Raw genomic sequence first — 17,794 nt, forward strand, 5'->3', positions numbered from 1 at the left:
CCCTGCCTTCGGCACTCGCCTGGTGGGGCCGGGGGCGCTACCCTGTCGGCCTTCCCGGTGCCTGCCTGGCCGGGGAGGCCGACCCACTTCCGGGCCCCGCCCGACGAGACGAGAGAGAGCCACATGAGCGTTACCTATCACGACAGCAACACCCGCATGAGCCAGGCCGCCGTCCACAACGGCACCGTCTACCTGGCCGGCCAGGTGCCGGACGACGCCAGCGCCGACATGCGCGGTCAGACCGAGCAGGTGCTGGCCAAGATCGACCGCCTGCTGGCCGCCGCCGGCACTTCCAAGGAGCACCTGATCAGCGCCCAGGTCTGGGTGACCAGCATGGCCGAGTTCGACCAGATGAACGCGGCCTGGGATGCCTGGGTGGTGCCGGGCCGCCCGCCGGTGCGCGCTGCCACCGAGGCCAAGCTGGCCCGTCCGGACTGGAAGGTGGAGATCATGATCACCGCGGCCCTGCCGGACGCCTGATCCCCTCTGCGGCGGCGGCCTGCGCCGCCGCATCCTGGCAGAAGCGTTGAGGCCGCCCCGGGGCGGTCATGCTAGCCTCGCGCCATTCCGCTCTGGAGACTTTCGATGCTGCTGATCGTCGATCTCGGCCTGAGGTTGGCCATGGCGCTGTGTGCCCTGTGGGGTGGGCTGGCGCTCGGGCATCGCCTGCCGCTTGCGCGCCCCGGCCGGCTGCTGGCGGTGGCCCTGTGGCTGCTGGCGAGCGGGCTCTGGCTCTGGCTCTACGGCAAGGGCGCGAGGATAGGACCGATCGCCGGGCTTGCGGTGCAGATGCTGGCGCTGCTGGCCTGGTGGCGCCGCCTCGAGCCGGCGGCGGATCTCGACTGGGCCGATGATGTGGCCCACCTGGCCACCGGCCGCCAGGAAGGCGAGTGGCTGACCCTGGACCGGGTGCGCTGCTTCGACTGGCAGACCCGCGATCGGGCCCGGGTGGCCTGGGAGCCGCGGCGCTACCCGCTGAACCGACTCGCCTCGCTGGATCTGATCGTCTCCGGCTGGGGGCGTCCCGGCATCGCCCATGTGCTGCTGTCGTTCGGCTTCGCGGACGAGGAGGGCGAGATCGACGACTTCCTGGCCTTCTCGGTGGAGGTGCGTCGCGAGCGCCACGAAGTGTTCTCGGAGATCGGCGGCTTCTTCAAGCAGTATGAGCTGGCGATCATCGCCGCCGACGAGCGGGATGCCGTGCGCCTGCGCAGCAACGTGCGGGAGGAGTCCGTCACCCTCTATCGCGTCACGCTGGGCGAGAGCGCACGTCGCGACCTGCTGCTGGCCCTGGTGGCGGAGGCCAATCGCCTGCAGGGAGCGCCGCGCTTCTACCACACCATCACCGCGAACTGCACCACCCTGGTCTTCGCCATGATGCGGCGGATCATCGAGGGGTTGCCGCTGGACCATCGGCTGCTGCTCACCGGGCTGCTGCCCGGCTATGTCCACGACCACGGCGGCCTGGTGCCGGGCTATCGGCTCGCCGAGCTCAGAAGGCTTGGCGACATCACCGACCGTGCCCGCAAGGCCCACGACGCCCCCGACTTCTCGCGGCGCATACGCGAGGGCGTGCCGGGCTGGTCGTGACGCCCCCGCCTGCGACCCACAAGAACGCCACGGCAGATGCCGTGGCGTGATGCCATGCCTCCCTGGGCACCCTCCCGGTGCCTGACCGGCCCTCGGCCGCTCCTCCTGAGGTGCATCCTGCACCGGCGCATCCCTGCGGGGCGGGGCAGTCTCCCTTGCCGAGCCGTAGTGCATCGACCCACCGATATCCTCGCCCAGACAGATGACAGATCGATCACACCGGCATGACCGGAAGATGACAGGTGGAGGATTCGGCTGTGCGGGTGGTCTCTGGTAGAATCCGCCGCTTTGTCATTCAACCCCTTCCTCCTGTTCGGATACATGACATGAATGCAGTGATTCTTGCGGTGCTGGTGATGGTGGGCCTGTCGCTGGCGCGGGTCTCGGTGGTCTTCGCTCTGGTGGTCGGGGCCCTGGTCGGCGGCCTGGTGGGCGGGCTCTCCATTGAGGAGACCCTCTCCGCCTTCAACGACGGCGTCGGCGGCGGTGCCCAGGTCGCCCTGGCCTACGCCACCCTGGGGGCCTTCGCGGTGGCGATCTCGCGCTCGGGCCTGCCCGACCTGCTCGCGCGCAAGCTGATCGGTCTGCTGGGCCAGGAGGCCAGCGAGGCTCGCCAGGCCACGGTCAAGGCGCTGCTGCTGACCGCGGTGCTGCTGGTGTCGATCTCCTCCCAGAACCTGATCCCGGTGCATATCGCCTTCATTCCGATCCTGATCCCGCCGCTGCTCAAGGTGATGAACCAGCTGCGCCTGGATCGCCGGGCGGTGGCCTGTGCGCTGACCTTTGGCCTGACCGCTCCCTACATGCTGCTGCCGGTGGGCTTCGGGGCGATCTTCCTCAACGATATCCTGCTGGCCAACATCAACCGCGCCGGCGAGATGCTGGGGCTCGAGATCACCCGGGGCATGGTGCCCATGGCCATGGCGGTGCCGGTGGGCGGCATGGCGCTGGGGCTCGCGGTGGCGCTCTTCTTCAGCTACCGCCGCCCGCGGGAGTACCAGGCGCTGGAGGTGGCCACCACCAACGTGCCGCACCATCACCCCGAGCCGCGTGAGCCCCATGCCCTGGGGCTGGTGATGTCGGGGCTGGCCATCGTGGCGGCGCTGGGCATCCAGCTGTGGACCGGCTCCATGGTGCTGGGCGGCTTGATGGGCTTCGCGCTGCTCTCCCTGGGGGGCATCTTCAAGTGGCGTGAGGCCGACGACCTCTTCACCAGCGGCATGCGCATGATGGCGCTGATCGGCTTCATCATGATCTCCGCCTCGGGCTTCGCCGCGGTGATGAACGCCACCGGCGAGATCGACAGCCTGGTGCAGTCGAGCTTCGCGATCATCGGCGACAACCGCGGCCTGGCCGCGCTGATCATGCTGCTGGTGGGGCTCTTCATCACCCTGGGGATCGGCTCGTCCTTCTCCACCATCCCGATCATCGCGGCGATCTTCGTGCCCCTGGCGGTGCAGTTCGGCTTCTCGCCCCTGGCCACCGTGGCCCTGGTGGGCACCGCGGCGGCGCTGGGCGACGCCGGCTCCCCGGCCTCGGATTCGACGCTCGGCCCCACCTCCGGCCTCAACGTCGACCGCCAGCACGACCATATCTGGGACAGCGTGGTGCCCACCTTCCTGCACTACAACATCCCGCTGATCGCCTTCGGCTGGGCGGCGGCCATGCTGTTCTGAGTCCTGAAGTCTAGCCATCACCGTTCGGGGCTGATCCGGTGACAAGCCTGCAGGGAGGCGCTGTGAATACCTCCCTGTAAGCTACCGACGCCATCCCTGGCGTAGGACCTCCCTTTCGGCTTGCCCCCGGCGCCCCTCTGGAAGCCCCTTACTTTCCTTCCTCGGGCAAGTGGACTTCCAGGGAGGCAAGCAGCCCCCGCAGCAGCGAGAGCTCCTTCCGGCTGGGCTGGGCCCGGGCGAAGAGCGCCTGCAGCTGGGCCTCGGTCCGGGCGTGGGGCTGGGTGAGAAAGCCGCTCTCCCGCATCACCCGCGACAGATGGTGGTGGAAGTGGCCGAGCTGCTCGCGGCTGGGGGCGCGCTCCTCCTCCGGGCGCTGGGGCCGGTAGCCGCTCTCCGGGCGCTGGCGCCACGCCTTGAACACCTCGTAGGCCAGCACCTGCACCGCCTGGGAGAGGTTGAGGATGCCGTACTCGGGGTTGGCCGGGATGCTCACCTGGTGGCTGCATAGACGAATCTCGTCGTTGGTGAGGCCTGAGCGCTCGCGGCCGAACACCAGCGCCACCGGGTCGGTGGCGGCGTGCTCGACCAGCTCCCGGGCCATGGCGTCGGGCTCATCGAAGTGGGGCAGCGGCAGGCTGCGCAGCCGGGCGCTGGCCCCCACCACCTGCACGCAATCACTCAGCGCCTCGCCAAGCGAGCCCACCACCCGGGCGTTCTCCACCAGATCCTCGGCACCGGCGGCGAGCCGGGTCGCCTCGGGGTCGGGGAACTGGCGCGGGTTGACCAGCACCAGGTCGTCGAGCCCCATGGTCTTCATGGCCCGCGCCGAGGCACCGATATTGCCGGGGTGGTAGGTCTGGACGAGAACGATGCGGATATTCGAGAGCATGGGAGGCGGCTGTTGTCGGCTGATGGGGAGAGGGTAGAGGGCGGAGGGTGGCTATCTTAAAGCAAAAACCCCGCCGGCTCGCGCCGGCGGGGTCTGTCTCAGGCCTTGCGTGACGCAGCGCCTGGGGCAGGGGGCGTGGTCACATCATGCCGCCCATGCCACCCATGCCACCCATGCCGCCCATGTCCGGACCGGCGTCCTTTTCTTCCGGATCGTCGGCGATCATGCACTCGGTGGTGATCATCAGGCCAGCCACGGAGCCGGCAGACTGCAGCGCGGTGCGGGTCACCTTGGCGGGGTCCAGCACGCCCATCTCGAACAGGTCGCCGAACTCGCCGGTCTGGGCGTTGTAGCCGAAGTTGCCTTCACCGCTCTTCACCTCATTGAGGATGACGGAGGCTTCCTGGCCGGCGTTGGTGACGATCTGGCGCAGCGGGGACTCCATGGCGCGCAGGGCGATGGCGATGCCGTGGGTCTGGTCCTCGTTGTCACCCTTGAGGTCCTTGATCTTGGTCAGCACGCGCACCAGGGCGGTACCGCCGCCGGGCACCACGCCTTCCTCGACCGCGGCGCGGGTGGAGTGCAGGGCGTCCTCGACGCGGGCCTTCTTCTCCTTCATCTCGACTTCGGTGGCGGCACCGACGCGGATGACGGCTACGCCGCCGGCCAGCTTGGCAACGCGCTCCTGGAGCTTCTCGCGATCGTAGTCGGAGGAGGTCTCCTCGATCTGGGCGCGGATCTGGTTGACGCGGGCCTCGATGTCGCCCTCGTTACCGGCGCCGTCGATGATGGTGGTGTTCTCCTTGGACATGGTCACGCGCTTGGCGGTGCCCAGGTGGTCCAGGGTAGCCTGCTCGAGGGTCAGGCCCACTTCCTCGGAGATCACGGTGCCGTTGGTCAGGATGGCGATGTCCTGCAGCATGGCCTTGCGACGGTCGCCGAAGCCCGGGGCCTTGGCCGCCGCGACCTTGACGATGCCGCGCATGGTGTTGACCACCAGAGTGGCCAGCGCCTCGCCCTCGATGTCCTCGGCGATGATCGCCAGGGGCTTGCCCGCCTTGGCGACGGCTTCCAGCACCGGCAGCAGCTCGCGGATGTTGGAGATCTTCTTGTCGACCAGCAGGATGTAGGGGTCTTCCAGCTCGACCTGCATGGTGTCCTGGTTGGTCACGAAGTAGGGCGACAGGTAGCCGCGGTCGAACTGCATGCCTTCCACGACTTCCAGCTCGTCCTCGAAGCCACGGCCCTCGTCGACGGTGATGACGCCTTCCTTGCCGACCTTCTCCATCGCCTCGGCGATGATCTCGCCGATGCGCTTGTCACCGTTGGCGGAGATGGTACCGACCTGGGCGATCGCCTTGGTGTCGGTGCAGGGCACGGACAGGGCTTCGATCTCCTTGACGGCGGCGATCACGGCCTGGTCGATGCCGCGCTTGAGGTCCATCGGGTTCATGCCGGCAATGACGCCCTTCAGGCCTTCGTTGACGATGGACTGGGCCAGCACGGTGGCGGTGGTGGTGCCGTCACCGGCGACGTCGGAGGTCTTGGAAGCGACTTCCTTGACCATCTGGGCACCCATGTTCTCGAACTTGTCCTTCAGTTCGATCTCCTTGGCCACGGAGACGCCGTCCTTGGTGACGGTCGGGGCGCCGAAGGACTTCTCGATCACCACGTTGCGACCCTTCGGGCCCAGGGTGGTCTTGACGGCGTTGGCCAGCAGGTCGACACCACGGGCCATGCGCTTGCGGGCGTCGTCGGAGAACTTGACTTGTTTCGCTGCCATTTCGATCTCTTCCTATCAATTCGTGAACGTCTGAGGGATAGCGAGGGGCGTGGGCAATCAGCCCTCGACCACGGCCAGGATGTCGGATTCGCTCATGATCAGGACTTCTTCGCCGTCGATCTTCTGCTTCTCGACGCCGAAACCATCCTTGAAGATCACGGTGTCGCCTACCTTCACGTCCAGCGGGCGCACATCGCCGTTCTCGAGAATCCGGCCGTTACCGACGGCAAGCACTTCGCCGCGAGTCGGCTTTTCCTGGGCACTGCCCGGAAGCACGATGCCGCCAGCGGTCTTCTGTTCTTCTTCAACGCGACGGATGATGACGCGATCGTGCAAGGGACGGATGTTCATTGCTCACGTTCTCCTGATGTTTCACATGGCCGGGGTCTCCCGGCGGTTCTGGTCATCACCTCGCAGGCTCCGCCTGCGAGGGGGAGGCGCTGAACGCCTTCCGTGTCAATGGCGCGACAGCCGCGCCGAAACTTGTTGCTGAGCGATAAGTGGGGCTCGCCAAGGGGCTTTCAAGGCCCCCGGGGAAATTTTTTTGGCTCAGCGCCGTGCATCGTCGCGGGAGATGAACTCTCCCTCCAGCGGGCCTTCGCCGCTGTTGCCGTCGCTGGCCGAGGAGGACGCCCTTGAGTCTCCCGGCCGCTGCTCGCCCGAGGCCTGCCGCCAGTCATCGGCGGGGCCTTGGCGGGGGCCGGACCCGAAGCCGCCGCCCACGTGGATGCCCTGGGCGCGCACCCCGAGCCGGGCCAGCAGCTTGCCCAGCAGGCGGCGCGCGTCGGGAATCAGGCACAGGAACCCCAGGGCGTCGGAGACGAACCCGGGAGCCATCAGCAGGGCGCCGCCGAAGATCAGCGCGGCGCCGGTAAGCAGCTCGCCGGAGGGGGCCTCGCCGCGCTCCAGGCGCTCCCGGGCACGGGCGCAGGTGGCGGCCCCTTCATGGCGAATCAGGTGCAGGCCGATGAAACCGGTGGCCAGCACCATCAGCAGGGTGGTGAGCAGGCCGATCTGGCTGCCTACCGAGAAGAGGATGACGAAGTCGAGCAGGGCGAAGAGGGTAAAGGCAAGCAGAAAGGGCATGGGAACTCCGCGAGGGTCAATTGCGCAAATGATGGGGGCGCTTCGCGAGAACTCAAGCGTTGACGCGCATTGCTCGCCTTGGCGATGCCAGACCGCATAGATTGTCATATCGATAGCGCTATGGTGCGCTGCACAAACTCTGCTACCTTACTTGTACCCCAAAAGAGCGATGTCCAGGACTCTGCCGCCAGGTCGGCCCTGAATCGCCCCATCCCCCTGGAGGATTGACGATGAAACTCGATAGCTCCGTGATTGCCATTACCGGTGGCGCCCGCGGCCTCGGCCTGGCCATGGCCCAGCTGCTGGGCAGTCGAGGCGCCCGTCTGGCGCTGATCGATACCGATGCCGCCACCCTGGACGATGCCGTGTCCCGGCTGCACCAGGCGGGCATCGAGGCCCGTGGCTTCGTGGCCAACGTGGCCGACGAGACGTCGGTGAAGCAAGCCTTCGGGGATATCGCCGCCTCCCTGGGGCCGGTGAGCGGCCTGGTCAACAACGCCGGCATCCTGCGCGACGCCCTGCTGGTGAAGGCGAAGGAGGGCAGGGTCGAGAAGGTGATGTCGCTTGAGAGCTGGCAGGCCGTGATGGACGTCAACCTAACCGGTGTCTTCCTGTGCGGCCGCGAGGCGGCCAGCCAGATGATCGAGGCGGGCAACGAGGGGGTGATCGTCAATATCTCCAGCATCTCCCGGGCCGGCAACATGGGGCAGAGCAACTACGCGGCCTGCAAGGCGGCGGTCGTCGCGCTGACCACCACCTGGGCCAAGGAGCTGGCGCGTTACGGCATTCGCACCGGCTGTGTGGCCCCGGGCTTCATCGAGACCGACATGACCGCCTCCATGCGCCAGGACATGCTGGAGAAGCTGACCTCCGGTGTGCCCCTGGGCCGCCTGGGCCAGCCGGAGGACATCGCCCAGAGCGTGGCCTTCATCTTCGAGAATGCCTACTTCACCGGGCGGGTGATAGAGTGCGACGGCGGCCTGCGCCTCTAGGGAAACACTGATTTATTGCTGCGCTCGATATCCTGACCGCCGGCGGTACTCAAAATCCTCATTTACTGCCGTGTAAACTCCGGTTTTTTCCGTTCCGGCGGCGGTCAGCCTCTCATCGCTCGCGACATAAATCAGCGCTTCCCTTTAACGCCTGCTGTCGTAAAATCGAGCGGCCGCCGGGATCTTCCCGGCGGCCGCTGCGCTTCCGGCCGGTTCAGAAGCTGACCTGGTCCTCCAGGTTGGCGACGGTGCCGGCGCCGATGCCGCTGACCCGCGTCAGGTCCTCGGCACTCTCGAAGGGCCCGTTGGCCTCGCGCTCCTCGATGATGGCGGCCGCCTTGGCCGGCCCGATCCCCGGCAGTTCGCTGAGCAGCTCCGCGTCGGCGGTGTTGACGTTGATCGGCGCCATCTCCTGCGCCACGGCACCGAGCGGTGCCAGGCCGAGCAGCAGGGCGAGCAGTGCCCCGGCCAGTGCGTTGCGTGTCACTCCCTTCATGATCGTCTCCTCATGTTCTCACTGTTCTGGGTGATGCCTGTTGCTGGTTGTCGCCGTCGACGGTGTCTTCTTCCTGGACCTTGGGTCGTGCCGCTCACCCGGAGCCCTCTGCGTCGGGGCACTCTTCAAGCTAGCGGGCGCCCGGGGCCTCTGTCGTCAGCGGGTGCCGCCAGCCGACGTAGGCCAGGGCCGGCAGCGAGGGGTAGCCACGCGCTTCGCTGGAGGGCTCCCGGGGAGACGCACCGCGGGGCGATCTCCTACGCGAGTTGGTGGTTCGGGCTGATATAATGTCGCTCATCTGTCCCTTGCCTGGAGCCCGGCCCGTGTCTACCGATTCGCCCCTGATCATCGCTCTCGACTATGCATCCCTGGATGCCGCCCTGTGCATGGCCGATCGCCTCGATCCGGCCCGCTGCCGCCTGAAGGTGGGCAAGGAGCTGTTCACCCGCAGCGGCCCCGACGTGGTGGAGGCGCTGCATGGTCGCGGCTTCGAGGTGTTCCTGGATCTCAAGTTTCACGACATTCCCAACACCGTGGCCGGCGCCGTTCAGGCGGCGGCGGAGCAGGGCGTGTGGATGGTCAACGTCCATGCCGGCGGCGGTCGTCGCATGATGGAGGCGGCCAGGGAGCGGCTTCAGCGCCACGGGCTCTCCACCCACCTGATCGCGGTGACGGTGCTGACCAGCATGGAGGCCGAGGACCTGGCCGAGGTGGGGGTCGGCGTCACCCCGGCGGAGCAGGTGGAGCGCCTGGCGATGCTGGCCAGCCAGAGCGGCATGGACGGGGTGGTGTGCTCGGCCCAGGAGGCTGCGCGGCTGCGTGAGCTGTGTGGCGAGTCATTCCTCAAGGTCACCCCGGGCATCCGCCCGAGCTTCGCGGTGGCCGGCGACCAGCGTCGCGTCATGACCCCGCGTGACGCCATGGCGGCGGGCAGCACCCACCTGGTGGTGGGGCGCCCGGTGACCCAGGCCGATGATCCCATGGCGGCGCTGGCGGCCATCGAGGCCGAGCTGGCCGCCGGCTGAGGTCGGGCTACTCGCCCTCGATGCCGGTGATCGGCTTGGTGGTGCCCCAGCTGCGGCAGCGCGGGCACTGCCAGTGAAGCTGCTCGCCGGCGTGGCCACAGCGCCGGCAGCGGTGGCGGGGCAGGGCCTCCAGCAGCGTGTGGGTGTGACGCTGCAGCAGCTGGAGCTGCGCCAGGGGCTCGCCCACGCTGAGCTGGCGGTAGAGGTCGATCAGGTAGTCCAGCGCGCCCAGGCTGGGTTCGCGGTTGAGCTGTTCGCTGACCAGGTCGATGGCGGCCTGCAGGCCATCCCGGTGGCGCACCGTCTCGGCCAGCAGGATAATCACGCTGGTGTAGGGCGTGCGCTCCACCAGCTGCTGCAGGTGGCGAACCAGCCCGTCCTCGTCGTCGAGCAGCCGATAGGCGGCGGCCAGGGGAGGCAGCAGGGTGGGGGTGAAGGCGGCATCCTGGCCGGGGATGCGGTCGAGCAGGCGAATCTCCTGGCGGTAGTGGCCGGTGTCGTGCTCCATGGCGGCCAGCAGCAGGTTGGCGCGCACGCAGCGGGGGTCGATGGCCAGCGCCCGGCGCAGGTGCTTGCGGGCGAGGCCGGGGCTGGCCTCGAAGCGCTCCTGCTCGGCCAGCTGGCAGAGCCAGTGGGCGGCGGCGCGGCGGATGTCATCGCTCTGGCGTATCAGCTGGGGCTGGGCTACCTCGAGTGCCGCCTGCCACTCTCCCTCGCGCTCCAGCAGATCCGTGAGCAGGCGCTTGGCCGACAGGCGCCGCTCCTCGTCCTGGGAGTCGCGCACCAGGGTATGCAGCAGCCGCTCGGCGCGGTCCAGCAGCCCCAGCGCCAGGAAGTCGCGCGCCAGCTCCAGCTGCACACGCTCTCCCTGGGCGACGGAGAGAGTCGGCCGGGCGAGCAGGTTCTGATGGATCTTCACCGCCCGGTCCGCCTCGCCGCGGGCGCGAAACAGGTTGCCCAGGGTGATATGGGTGTCGATGGTCTCGCTGTTGACCTCGAGTGCCGCCACGAAGGTCTCGATGGCGCGATCCTGCTGGTCATTGAGCAGGTAGTTGAGCCCCACGAAATAATCCCGCGCCAGCCCGGATGATGGCGCGGGATCGGAGGGCTTGCTGCGTTCGCGGCGGCCGAGCCACCAGCCGATGGCGACCGCTGCCAACAACAGCGTCAGCAGCAGGGCGTCGGGCATTTAGGGGAGTTCCTTGAGCTCCTGAACGCGCAGTCGATCGAGCTCCTTGCGCTGCTGCTGGTTGTGGCGCTGGGCGCGGGTCAGCAGGGTGCGCAGGCGCAGGTAGACGCCGCTCATGGCCAGCATGCCGAGCAGCACCCCGACCGCCAGGGAGGCGAGCAGCCAGACGGACAGCGAGGCCGCGGGGAGCTCGAGCCAGATCAGGTTGAGCGGAAGGGCCTGCTGGTTGTTCACGGCGAAGAGAATGCCGACCAGCAGGACGACCAGCAGAATGACGGCCAGGATCAGGCCTTTTAGCCAACGCATGCGCTTGTGTCCCCTGTAATGGTGGTGCCGGTAATCATGGTGTGGGTGACCGGAGCCGATCAGTAGCCCAGGGCGCGGCTGGCGTCTACCTGCTCGCGCAGCTCCTTGCCTGGCTTGAAGTGTGGCACGAACTTGCCTTCCAGCGCGACCGGTTCGCCGGTCTTGGGGTTGCGGCCGACCCGGGGCTCCCGGTAGTGCAGCGAGAAGCTGCCGAAGCCGCGAATCTCGACGCGGCCCCCTTCGGCCAGGGTGTCGGTGATGTCGTCGAGGATGAGGCGCACGGCAGCCTCGACTTCCTTGATCGACAGCTCCGGCTGCCGTGCGGCGATCTGCTCGATCAACTCGGACTTGGTCATCGACGTTCTCCCTGTGCGGTGGGCGAAAGAGCCGGCCCGCCTGGCGCTGTTGTTTCTCCAAAGCATACTCGGCAAGTTGTGATAAAACAACGCACTACGACCATTGGCAGATGGCGCGGCTGGCGGCTGCCGTTCGCGGGGGGGTCGGGTATACTGTGGTGACACATCCCACCGGACAGGCGAGGTCGACGTTGAACGAGCAATCACCCCAGGAAGCGGCACTGCGCAAGCGGCTCTATTGGCACTCCCGTCGCGGCATGTGGGAGCTGGACCTGCTGCTGGTGCCCTTCCTCGAGCAGCGCTACGACAGCCTCGACGAGGCGGATCAGCTGGCCTTCCGGCAGCTGATCGACGAGGAGGACCAGGACCTGTTCATGTGGTTGATGCGCCGCGACTGGCCGGAGGACCCGGACCGCCGCCGCATCGTGCAGCTGATCGTCGAGCATGCCGAAAGCGCCGACAGCATTGGGCATCGTCCCGTCTAGGCTCTCCCTCCTCCTTCACGCCCTGCTGGCCGCTGCGGTGGTCGGCATGGCGTTTCTGCATGCCCCGGCCTGGCTGGCCGCCCTGGTCGCTGTCGCGATGCCGGGCGTCGTCCTCGACGCCGCACGGCGGCGGGTGCGTGGCGAGCTGCGTGCCCTGGTGCCCGGCGATGGCGGCCCGCAGGCCGGCAGTCTGCGCTGGGAGTGGCGTCAGCACGGCGAGGCGCCCTGGCGCCCGGCTTCCCTCGAGTGCGACTATCTCGGCCCCTGGCTGATCGGCCTGCGCCTCAACGGCCGACGGCTATGGCTGTGGCCGGACAGCAGTGACGCCGCCTCGCTATGGCGGCTGCGTCGCCTATTGATCCAGCAGCGCTAGGCAGGAGGCCGTCAGTCGAGGTCCGCGAGATGGACCCGCGAGGGCTGCGCGGTCCCCGGGGCGTGGCCGGGGCAGCCCGGGTTGTAGTGCAGGCCGCGAGATTCGCGGCGGGCACGGGCGCTGGCCACGGTCAGCCGCGCCAGGCGCAAGGCCTGCCACAGGCTGGCCAGGGTGACCGTGGGGGCGCAGGCAGCCACCAGCGGGGCGAGTTCCCGCTGCAGTGCCTCCAGGGTCTCGGCGGCCTCGTCCAGCCCGGCATCATGGCGCACGATCGCCACCCGCGCGCTCATCATCTGGCGCATCCGCTCGCGGATGCTGGACAGCACCTGGGGATCGGCCAGCCTGTCGCCGCTGTCCGGGAGCGGCACCAGGGGCGCGGCCTGAGCCGACGCGCCAGGGGGTGCGTCCCGAAGCAGTGCGGCGCCACAGCTGCGGGCGAACACCAGGCACTCCAGCAGCGAGTTGCTGGCCATGCGGTTGGCGCCGTGCAGCCCGGTGCAGGCCACCTCGCCGATGGCGTGGAGGTTCGGCACCGTGGTGGCCCCGGCCAGGTCGGTGGCCAGTCCCCCGCAGCTGTAGTGCGCGGCGGGGACCACCGGGATCGGCTCCCGGGCGATGTCCAGGCCGCGGCTGGCGCAGTGGGCATGGATGGTGGGGAAGTGGTGGCTGATCGCCGCCTCGCCCAGGTGGCGGATATCGAGCAGCACGTGGTCGCTGCCGGTGCGCTGCATCTCGGCATCGATGGCCCGGGCGACGATATCGCGCGGCGCCAGTTCGGCGCGCGGGTCCAGGGCGGGCATGAAGCGCTCGCCGTTGACGTTCAGCAGCCGTCCACCTTCGCCGCGCACCGCCTCGCTGATCAGGAAGGGGCTGCCGTCGGGATCATAGAGGCAGGTCGGGTGGAACTGCTGGAACTCCAGGTTCATCAGTTCCGCCCCCAGCTCTGCCGCCATCAGCATGCCTTCGCCGCTGGCCGGGTGGGGGCTGGTGGTATGGCGGTATAGCCCGCTGGCGCCGCCGGTGGCCAGCACTGTGTCCGCGGCCAGCAGTTCGTGCAGCCGGCCCTGGCCATCCAGGCAGCGCGCCCCGCGGCAGGCCCCGGCGGTGTCGCCGATCAGGCCGATGGCGGTGAGGTCGTCCAGCACCTGGATGGCAGGATGTGCGGTCACATGGGCCTTGAGGGTCTCCATCACCGCCAGACCTGTGGCATCGGCGGCGTGGATGATGCGCCGGGCGCCGTGGCCGCCCTCCCGGGTCAGGTGGTAGGGGTAGGTGGCCTCGGGGCTGGGGTCCGGGGTGAAGGGCACGCCGAGGGCCAGCAGTCGCGCGATGGCGGCAGGCCCCTGCTCGACGGTGAAGCGCACGGCGGCCTCGTCGCAGAGGCCGTCGCCGGCCACCAGGGTGTCGGCCACGTGGGCATCGAAGTCATCGCTTGGCGAGAGCACCGCGGCGATCCCGCCCTGGGCCCAGCGGCTGGCCCCCTGGTCGTCGCTGGCCGGGCGCAGCAGGGTGACCCGCCGCCGCTCGGCGACCTCCAGGGCCAGCACCAGGCCGGCAACGCCGCCACCGATGATCAGCACATCATGATTGCCGTGGGTCATCTTGCGTTCCTTTGTCGGTGGCGGCGGTGTCGCGGGGTGCCCACTTGCGCCCGGAGGCGCGATGCAGGCGGCGGCTGGGAAGCCGGGTCAGGCCGCCGAGGCAGGCGACCAGGTCGCCGGTGACGCGGGCCAGCTCGCGATTTAGCCACAGATAGCCGCTGGGGCTGAAGAGGGTGCGTCCCTCATCGCTCACCGCGGTGGTGGCCAGCTCGGCGTGTAGCTGCAGGTTGAAGGGGCTCACCGTGACCGCGATGGGCTGGCCAGTGCGTACCTGGAAGGCGAGGGTGCCGAGCTCCCGGGCCAGCCGGTGTTGCTCCTCGCGCAGTCCCGTCATGGCCTCGATGCGGTCGTGGCCCTCCCGGGTTGTCCAGTGGGTCTCCAGCAGCAGCTCGATGGTGGAGAGCATTCGGCGCTGCAGGGAGATGACGTCGTCGAGTTCGTCGCGGGTGAGCCGGCGCTCGCGATGGATGGCATCGACCAGGCCGCGCTGCTTGACCAGGGCGGAGCTGGTGGCCTTGAGCAGGGCGCGGGTATCCACGTCCAGGGCGGCCGCGGCGGTGGTGTGAGCATGGAACAGGCGCGCCATGCGGTCGAGGTTCTCGGCCAGCATGAAGCGCATCATGTCGGTGGCCTTCTGGGGCAGCACGAGTACGGTGACGGTGATGCCCACCAGGGTCCCGAGCAGCACGTCGAAGGCGCGCCACAGGCCGATGCCCAGGTCGTGGCTGCCGTCGCCGACCACCAGCAGCAGGCTGATGGCAAACATCAGGCCGCTGTAGCCGTGGCGATTGCCGAAGGTGAGCCAGGTGGCGACGCCGATGGCGACCAGGCTGCCGGCGGGAATCAGCAGGGGAGCGGCGGGCGGAAAGAGGATCAGCGCGAGCCCGCTGGCCGCGCCGAGCACGGTACCCAGCAGTCGCTGGCGGCCCTTGTCGAGCACGCCGCCGATATGCGGCAGGTTGCCCATCACCATCACGGTGCTGACCAGCGCCCAACTGGAGTGGGGGATCTCGAACAGGCGGATGATGACGAAGGTGATCGTCAGGGCCAACAGAACGCGCACCACATGCAGGCGGCGGCGAAAACGATAGGTAAAGAAGGGGTCGCGCAGGGGCGGCAGGTTCATGAGGCAAGGCCCCGCTGGTGCGCCGCTTGGGTGTCGGTCCAGGCGAAGGACGGAGAGACTGGTGCCCGGAGCCGGGCTCGAACCGGCACGGTGTCGCCACCGAGGGATTTTAAGTCCATACCGGACACTTTGAATCAGTCCTGTGCATCTTTGAACGCCTTGTAAATACATGAGGTTAGGTCTACCTTAGTCCCTAGGAAGCCCGCACAGCTTCGAACTGTCGTGATGCACCAGTGATGCACCGCGATGCACTGAGAGGACTAAGAGCATGGCCAACCCCGCGAAGGTGAAACTCACTAAGACGGCTGTCGAGAAGCTGACACCCGCCGACGGCAAGCGCGCTATCTATTGGGATAGCGAGATCACCGGCTATGGCATCCGCGTGATGCCCAGCGGTAGCAAGACGTTCTTCTATCAGGGGCGCGTCAACAAAGAGCTGATCCGCGTCACCATTGGAAAATTCCCCGCCAAGAACGCCGAGCAGGCGCGTAAGGAGGCAAAGAGGATACAGGGGCAGATAGCAGACGGACAAGATCCGCGCCCAGAGAAGGAGGAGGCAGGCGCCGCCACGTTCGGCGACCTGATGACCGCATACGGTGATGTACTCGAGGCCCAGGGCAAGCTATCCGCGAAAGCGGTCAAGAATCAGATCACCCGCGACATCAAGGACGCCTTCCCGAAGCTGTGGGCCAAGCCCGCCGCCAGTATCGACCTCGACGACTGCATGAAGATCGTGGGCCGGCTGAAGGATGCTGACAAGCCCCGTCAGGCTGACAAGATCCGCAGCTATATAAAGACGGCGTTCAGTGAGGCGATAGCCGCACGCGGCAACGTCAATATGCCGGCCGCTATGCGCCGCATGACGATCACCAGCAACCCGGCACGCGAGATGCGCAAGGTGGAGGGCTCAAGCAAGCCCCGAAGCCGCGCATTGTCGATTGCCGAGTTTCGCGCCTACTGGCGCCGCGTGAAGCTGCTACCCGAGCCGCACCGTTCGCTCGCCATGCTTCACGTTCTGACCGGCGGACAGCGCCAGCAGCAGCTCGCCCGCGTCACCCTGGAAGACCTCGACCGGGACGCCATGGCGATGACAGTCATGGACTACAAGGGACGTAGGAAACAACCCCGCGTCCATGTAATCCCGCTGCTACCCGAGGCGCTGGAGTGTATCGACCGGATTACAGGCGGTGGCCCCTACGTCTTTTCCCACAATGGCGGCGAGACGCCTATCTATGCCGACTTCCTGAATGAGATAGCGGCGAAGATCCGCGCTCAGATGGAAGAGGCCGGCGAGCTGGAGAACGGACACTTCACGGCCGGCACCATCCGCGCCACCATCGAGACGCGCCTGATGGGCAAGCCGTACCGCGTCAGTTCTGATGTTCTGGCCCAGTTGCTCAGTCACGGTACTGGCAGCATTCAGCGCCGGCACTATGTGCATGATGACTTCGAGGAAGAGAAGCTAGAGGCGCTCGAGAAGCTGCACCGCATGGTAGAGGGCAGGGACGAGCCCAGCGCCCAGGTCATCGAAATGAGGGCACGGGCATGATGACGGAAGAGCAGATAGAAAAAAAGGTTGATATACATTGGCGCGGAAAAGTTGACAACGACATTTTGCCAAAAATCGTTGAAGTTTGGCTGTACCTTCAAAGTAATCTTGCCGATTTAAGCCGTGATAGCGAGCTGGAAGGGTCAGTTGAATGGTGGTTTCAACATATTATGAGGGGGCCGATAATTAACATTGCCGGTCATGATGTTGACCTTACTGAGCAACTGATTGAGGAGAGCGCTAACGATGCAGCAGCTTTTGAAGCTGCTAAAAAAGTCTCAGCTTCAATGATTGAGAACGGGCAGCAGCTAACGCCCGCGCTGGCTGGATTTGTGGTCACTGTCCTAAGAGATAATCCCGAGCGCCCCAAGTCGGGGCATGGGACAAGAAGTCTTACTGATTTGAGAAATGAGCGATTGGCGTTTGCTGTCTGGATGCTTCGACGGGCAGGAGTATCGCCAACGAGAAAAGTGGGAAGTGAAGATGTTAGCGGGTGCGATATTGTTGCAGACGTCTTTTACTACATTGTTGCCAGTGACGATAAGGGATTGATAAGGCAACCGAAAGGGGGAAGTTTTAGTGAAAAGACTATGTATGACATTTGGGTAAAAAATTCTAGGGTCAAGGCTCAGAAAACGACTATGGGAGTGTATCTTGACCTGTAAAATCCCGTGTGGTGATAAGCGCCGTCCTTATCACCACGTAACAAGCGCCGCCGCGTGATATTGAATAGGTAATACCTTAGAACGAGCCCGAGGTATTACAGATGACCACCACGGCAGCCAGCAATAGCACGCCTTCTACCGAAACAACCGTAGCACTTCCTAAATTGATGAATCAGCGCGACCTCGCCGCGTACCTTGGCAAGTCGACTGCATGGTGCGAGCGAGCCCGCTGGGCCGGCGAAGGCCCCAAGTTCATCAAACTAGGCCGGCATGTTAGATACCGCGCCGACGATGTTCTCGCCTGGATCGAAGAGAACGTTCGTACCTCTACCAGCGGGGAGGGCGCATAACATGACAGGCCAAAAGAAAACCCCCGCGCCGATGGCGGTCGGCGGCGAGGGCTCAGAGAAGACGTTTAGCAACGCCCATTCTAGCCGCTGCCCGACCTTTCCGCCAGACGAGAATCACGGCACCCATTGCCGCGCTGTGCTGGGCTGCATGTTGTTTTCGGAGAGTTTCAAGCAGGGAGGGCGAGGCAATGAGTAAAAGTCTTGCACTCTATAAGCGCCAGAAAATGGAAGCCTGGAAGGGCAACATTCCCGATTCT

General features: G+C 66.6%; 20 protein-coding genes. 10 read left to right on the top strand and 10 right to left on the bottom strand.

The window, feature by feature from the left end; genetic code table 11:
• Nucleotides 1–123 precede the first annotated feature (123 nt).
• The 3 genes from HIR79_RS09455 (at nucleotide 124) to HIR79_RS09465 (ending at nucleotide 3,266) form a co-directional block, all read left to right on the top strand.
• On the top strand, nucleotides 124–480 hold the full coding sequence (locus HIR79_RS09455; protein ID WP_110070422.1) for a RidA family protein: 357 nt from the start codon (nucleotides 124–126) through the stop codon (nucleotides 478–480).
• A gap of 105 nt (nucleotides 481–585) precedes the next feature.
• Entirely contained in the window at nucleotides 586–1,590 is a 1,005-nt protein-coding gene (locus HIR79_RS09460) for an Lnb N-terminal periplasmic domain-containing protein (protein ID WP_169958152.1), read from the top strand.
• A gap of 326 nt (nucleotides 1,591–1,916) precedes the next feature.
• Complete coding sequence (locus HIR79_RS09465; protein WP_169958153.1) at nucleotides 1,917–3,266, top strand: Na+/H+ antiporter family protein; 1,350 nt, start codon at nucleotides 1,917–1,919, stop codon at nucleotides 3,264–3,266.
• Nucleotides 3,267–3,414: 148 nt separating this feature from the next.
• Here the strand turns inward: HIR79_RS09465 and HIR79_RS09470 are convergent, their stop codons facing one another.
• The 4 genes from HIR79_RS09470 to HIR79_RS09485 all read right to left on the bottom strand — a co-directional run bounded on the left by HIR79_RS09470 (nucleotide 3,415) and on the right by HIR79_RS09485 (nucleotide 7,024).
• On the bottom strand, nucleotides 3,415–4,155 hold the full coding sequence (locus HIR79_RS09470; protein WP_169958154.1) for an RNA methyltransferase: 741 nt from the start codon (nucleotides 4,153–4,155) through the stop codon (nucleotides 3,415–3,417).
• A gap of 139 nt (nucleotides 4,156–4,294) precedes the next feature.
• Nucleotides 4,295–5,938: a chaperonin GroEL gene (gene groL / locus HIR79_RS09475; protein ID WP_119022480.1), complete on the bottom strand. Its 1,644-nt coding sequence runs from the start codon at nucleotides 5,936–5,938 to the stop codon at nucleotides 4,295–4,297.
• 57 nt (nucleotides 5,939–5,995) lie between these two features.
• Nucleotides 5,996–6,289, bottom strand: a complete 294-nt coding sequence (locus HIR79_RS09480) for a co-chaperone GroES (RefSeq protein ID WP_119022479.1) — start codon at nucleotides 6,287–6,289, stop codon at nucleotides 5,996–5,998.
• Between the two features lie 198 nt (nucleotides 6,290–6,487).
• Nucleotides 6,488–7,024, bottom strand: coding sequence for an FxsA family protein (locus HIR79_RS09485; protein WP_169958155.1), 537 nt, complete (start codon nucleotides 7,022–7,024; stop codon nucleotides 6,488–6,490).
• A 230-nt stretch (nucleotides 7,025–7,254) separates the two neighbouring features.
• Between HIR79_RS09485 and HIR79_RS09490 the strand changes: the two genes are divergently transcribed.
• Entirely contained in the window at nucleotides 7,255–8,016 is a 762-nt protein-coding gene (locus tag HIR79_RS09490) for an SDR family oxidoreductase (protein WP_169958156.1), read from the top strand.
• 214 nt (nucleotides 8,017–8,230) lie between these two features.
• Here HIR79_RS09490 and HIR79_RS09495 read toward each other — a convergent pair whose 3' ends face one another.
• A complete protein-coding gene (locus HIR79_RS09495) occupies nucleotides 8,231–8,512 on the bottom strand; it encodes a ComEA family DNA-binding protein (RefSeq protein ID WP_169958157.1) in 282 nt (93 codons plus the stop codon).
• 323 nt (nucleotides 8,513–8,835) lie between these two features.
• Between HIR79_RS09495 and pyrF the strand changes: the two genes are divergently transcribed.
• Nucleotides 8,836–9,537 (top strand): orotidine-5'-phosphate decarboxylase, encoded by a 702-nt coding sequence (gene pyrF / locus HIR79_RS09500; protein WP_169958158.1) that lies wholly within the window; start codon nucleotides 8,836–8,838, stop codon nucleotides 9,535–9,537.
• Between the two features lie 7 nt (nucleotides 9,538–9,544).
• Here the strand turns inward: pyrF and lapB are convergent, their stop codons facing one another.
• From lapB to HIR79_RS09515, 3 genes are read right to left on the bottom strand one after another with little or no spacing between them, the layout of a single operon-like run.
• A complete protein-coding gene (gene lapB / locus HIR79_RS09505; protein WP_169958159.1) occupies nucleotides 9,545–10,726 on the bottom strand; it encodes a lipopolysaccharide assembly protein LapB in 1,182 nt (393 codons plus the stop codon).
• Complete coding sequence (locus tag HIR79_RS09510) at nucleotides 10,727–11,032, bottom strand: lipopolysaccharide assembly protein LapA domain-containing protein (RefSeq protein WP_119022473.1); 306 nt, start codon at nucleotides 11,030–11,032, stop codon at nucleotides 10,727–10,729.
• Between the two features lie 59 nt (nucleotides 11,033–11,091).
• Complete coding sequence (locus HIR79_RS09515; protein WP_169958160.1) at nucleotides 11,092–11,388, bottom strand: integration host factor subunit beta; 297 nt, start codon at nucleotides 11,386–11,388, stop codon at nucleotides 11,092–11,094.
• A gap of 191 nt (nucleotides 11,389–11,579) precedes the next feature.
• Between HIR79_RS09515 and HIR79_RS09520 the strand changes: the two genes are divergently transcribed.
• Nucleotides 11,580–11,873, top strand: coding sequence for an FAD assembly factor SdhE (locus tag HIR79_RS09520; RefSeq protein ID WP_169958161.1), 294 nt, complete (start codon nucleotides 11,580–11,582; stop codon nucleotides 11,871–11,873).
• 46 nt (nucleotides 11,874–11,919) lie between these two features.
• Nucleotides 11,920–12,246, top strand: a complete 327-nt coding sequence (locus tag HIR79_RS09525; protein ID WP_169958162.1) for a hypothetical protein — start codon at nucleotides 11,920–11,922, stop codon at nucleotides 12,244–12,246.
• Between the two features lie 11 nt (nucleotides 12,247–12,257).
• On the opposite strand, the gene nadB is transcribed toward HIR79_RS09525, so the two are convergent.
• The gene (gene nadB / locus HIR79_RS09530; protein ID WP_169958163.1) at nucleotides 12,258–13,847 is read right to left on the bottom strand and encodes an L-aspartate oxidase; all 1,590 of its coding nucleotides are present in this window, start codon (nucleotides 13,845–13,847) and stop codon (nucleotides 12,258–12,260) included.
• Complete coding sequence (locus HIR79_RS09535; protein ID WP_169958164.1) at nucleotides 13,828–14,973, bottom strand: FUSC family protein; 1,146 nt, start codon at nucleotides 14,971–14,973, stop codon at nucleotides 13,828–13,830. The genes nadB and HIR79_RS09535 overlap by 20 nt, the downstream gene beginning before the upstream one ends.
• A 268-nt stretch (nucleotides 14,974–15,241) precedes the next feature.
• Between HIR79_RS09535 and HIR79_RS09540 the strand changes: the two genes are divergently transcribed.
• The 3 genes from HIR79_RS09540 (at nucleotide 15,242) to HIR79_RS18820 (ending at nucleotide 17,537) form a co-directional block, all read left to right on the top strand.
• The gene (locus HIR79_RS09540; protein WP_169958165.1) at nucleotides 15,242–16,522 is read left to right on the top strand and encodes a tyrosine-type recombinase/integrase; all 1,281 of its coding nucleotides are present in this window, start codon (nucleotides 15,242–15,244) and stop codon (nucleotides 16,520–16,522) included.
• Nucleotides 16,519–17,187 carry a hypothetical protein gene (locus HIR79_RS09545; RefSeq protein ID WP_169958166.1) on the top strand — a complete coding sequence of 223 codons (669 nt, stop codon included), beginning with the start codon at nucleotides 16,519–16,521 and terminating at the stop codon, nucleotides 17,185–17,187. Before HIR79_RS09540 ends, HIR79_RS09545 begins: the two co-directional genes overlap by 4 nt.
• 167 nt (nucleotides 17,188–17,354) lie before the next feature.
• Nucleotides 17,355–17,537: a helix-turn-helix transcriptional regulator gene (locus HIR79_RS18820; RefSeq protein WP_502708675.1), complete on the top strand. Its 183-nt coding sequence runs from the start codon at nucleotides 17,355–17,357 to the stop codon at nucleotides 17,535–17,537.
• Nucleotides 17,538–17,794 lie beyond the last annotated feature (257 nt).

Source organism: Halomonas sp. PGE1, from assembly GCF_013000985.1.
In the GTDB taxonomy this organism is placed as follows: Bacteria; Pseudomonadota; Gammaproteobacteria; order Pseudomonadales; family Halomonadaceae; genus Halomonas; species Halomonas alkalicola.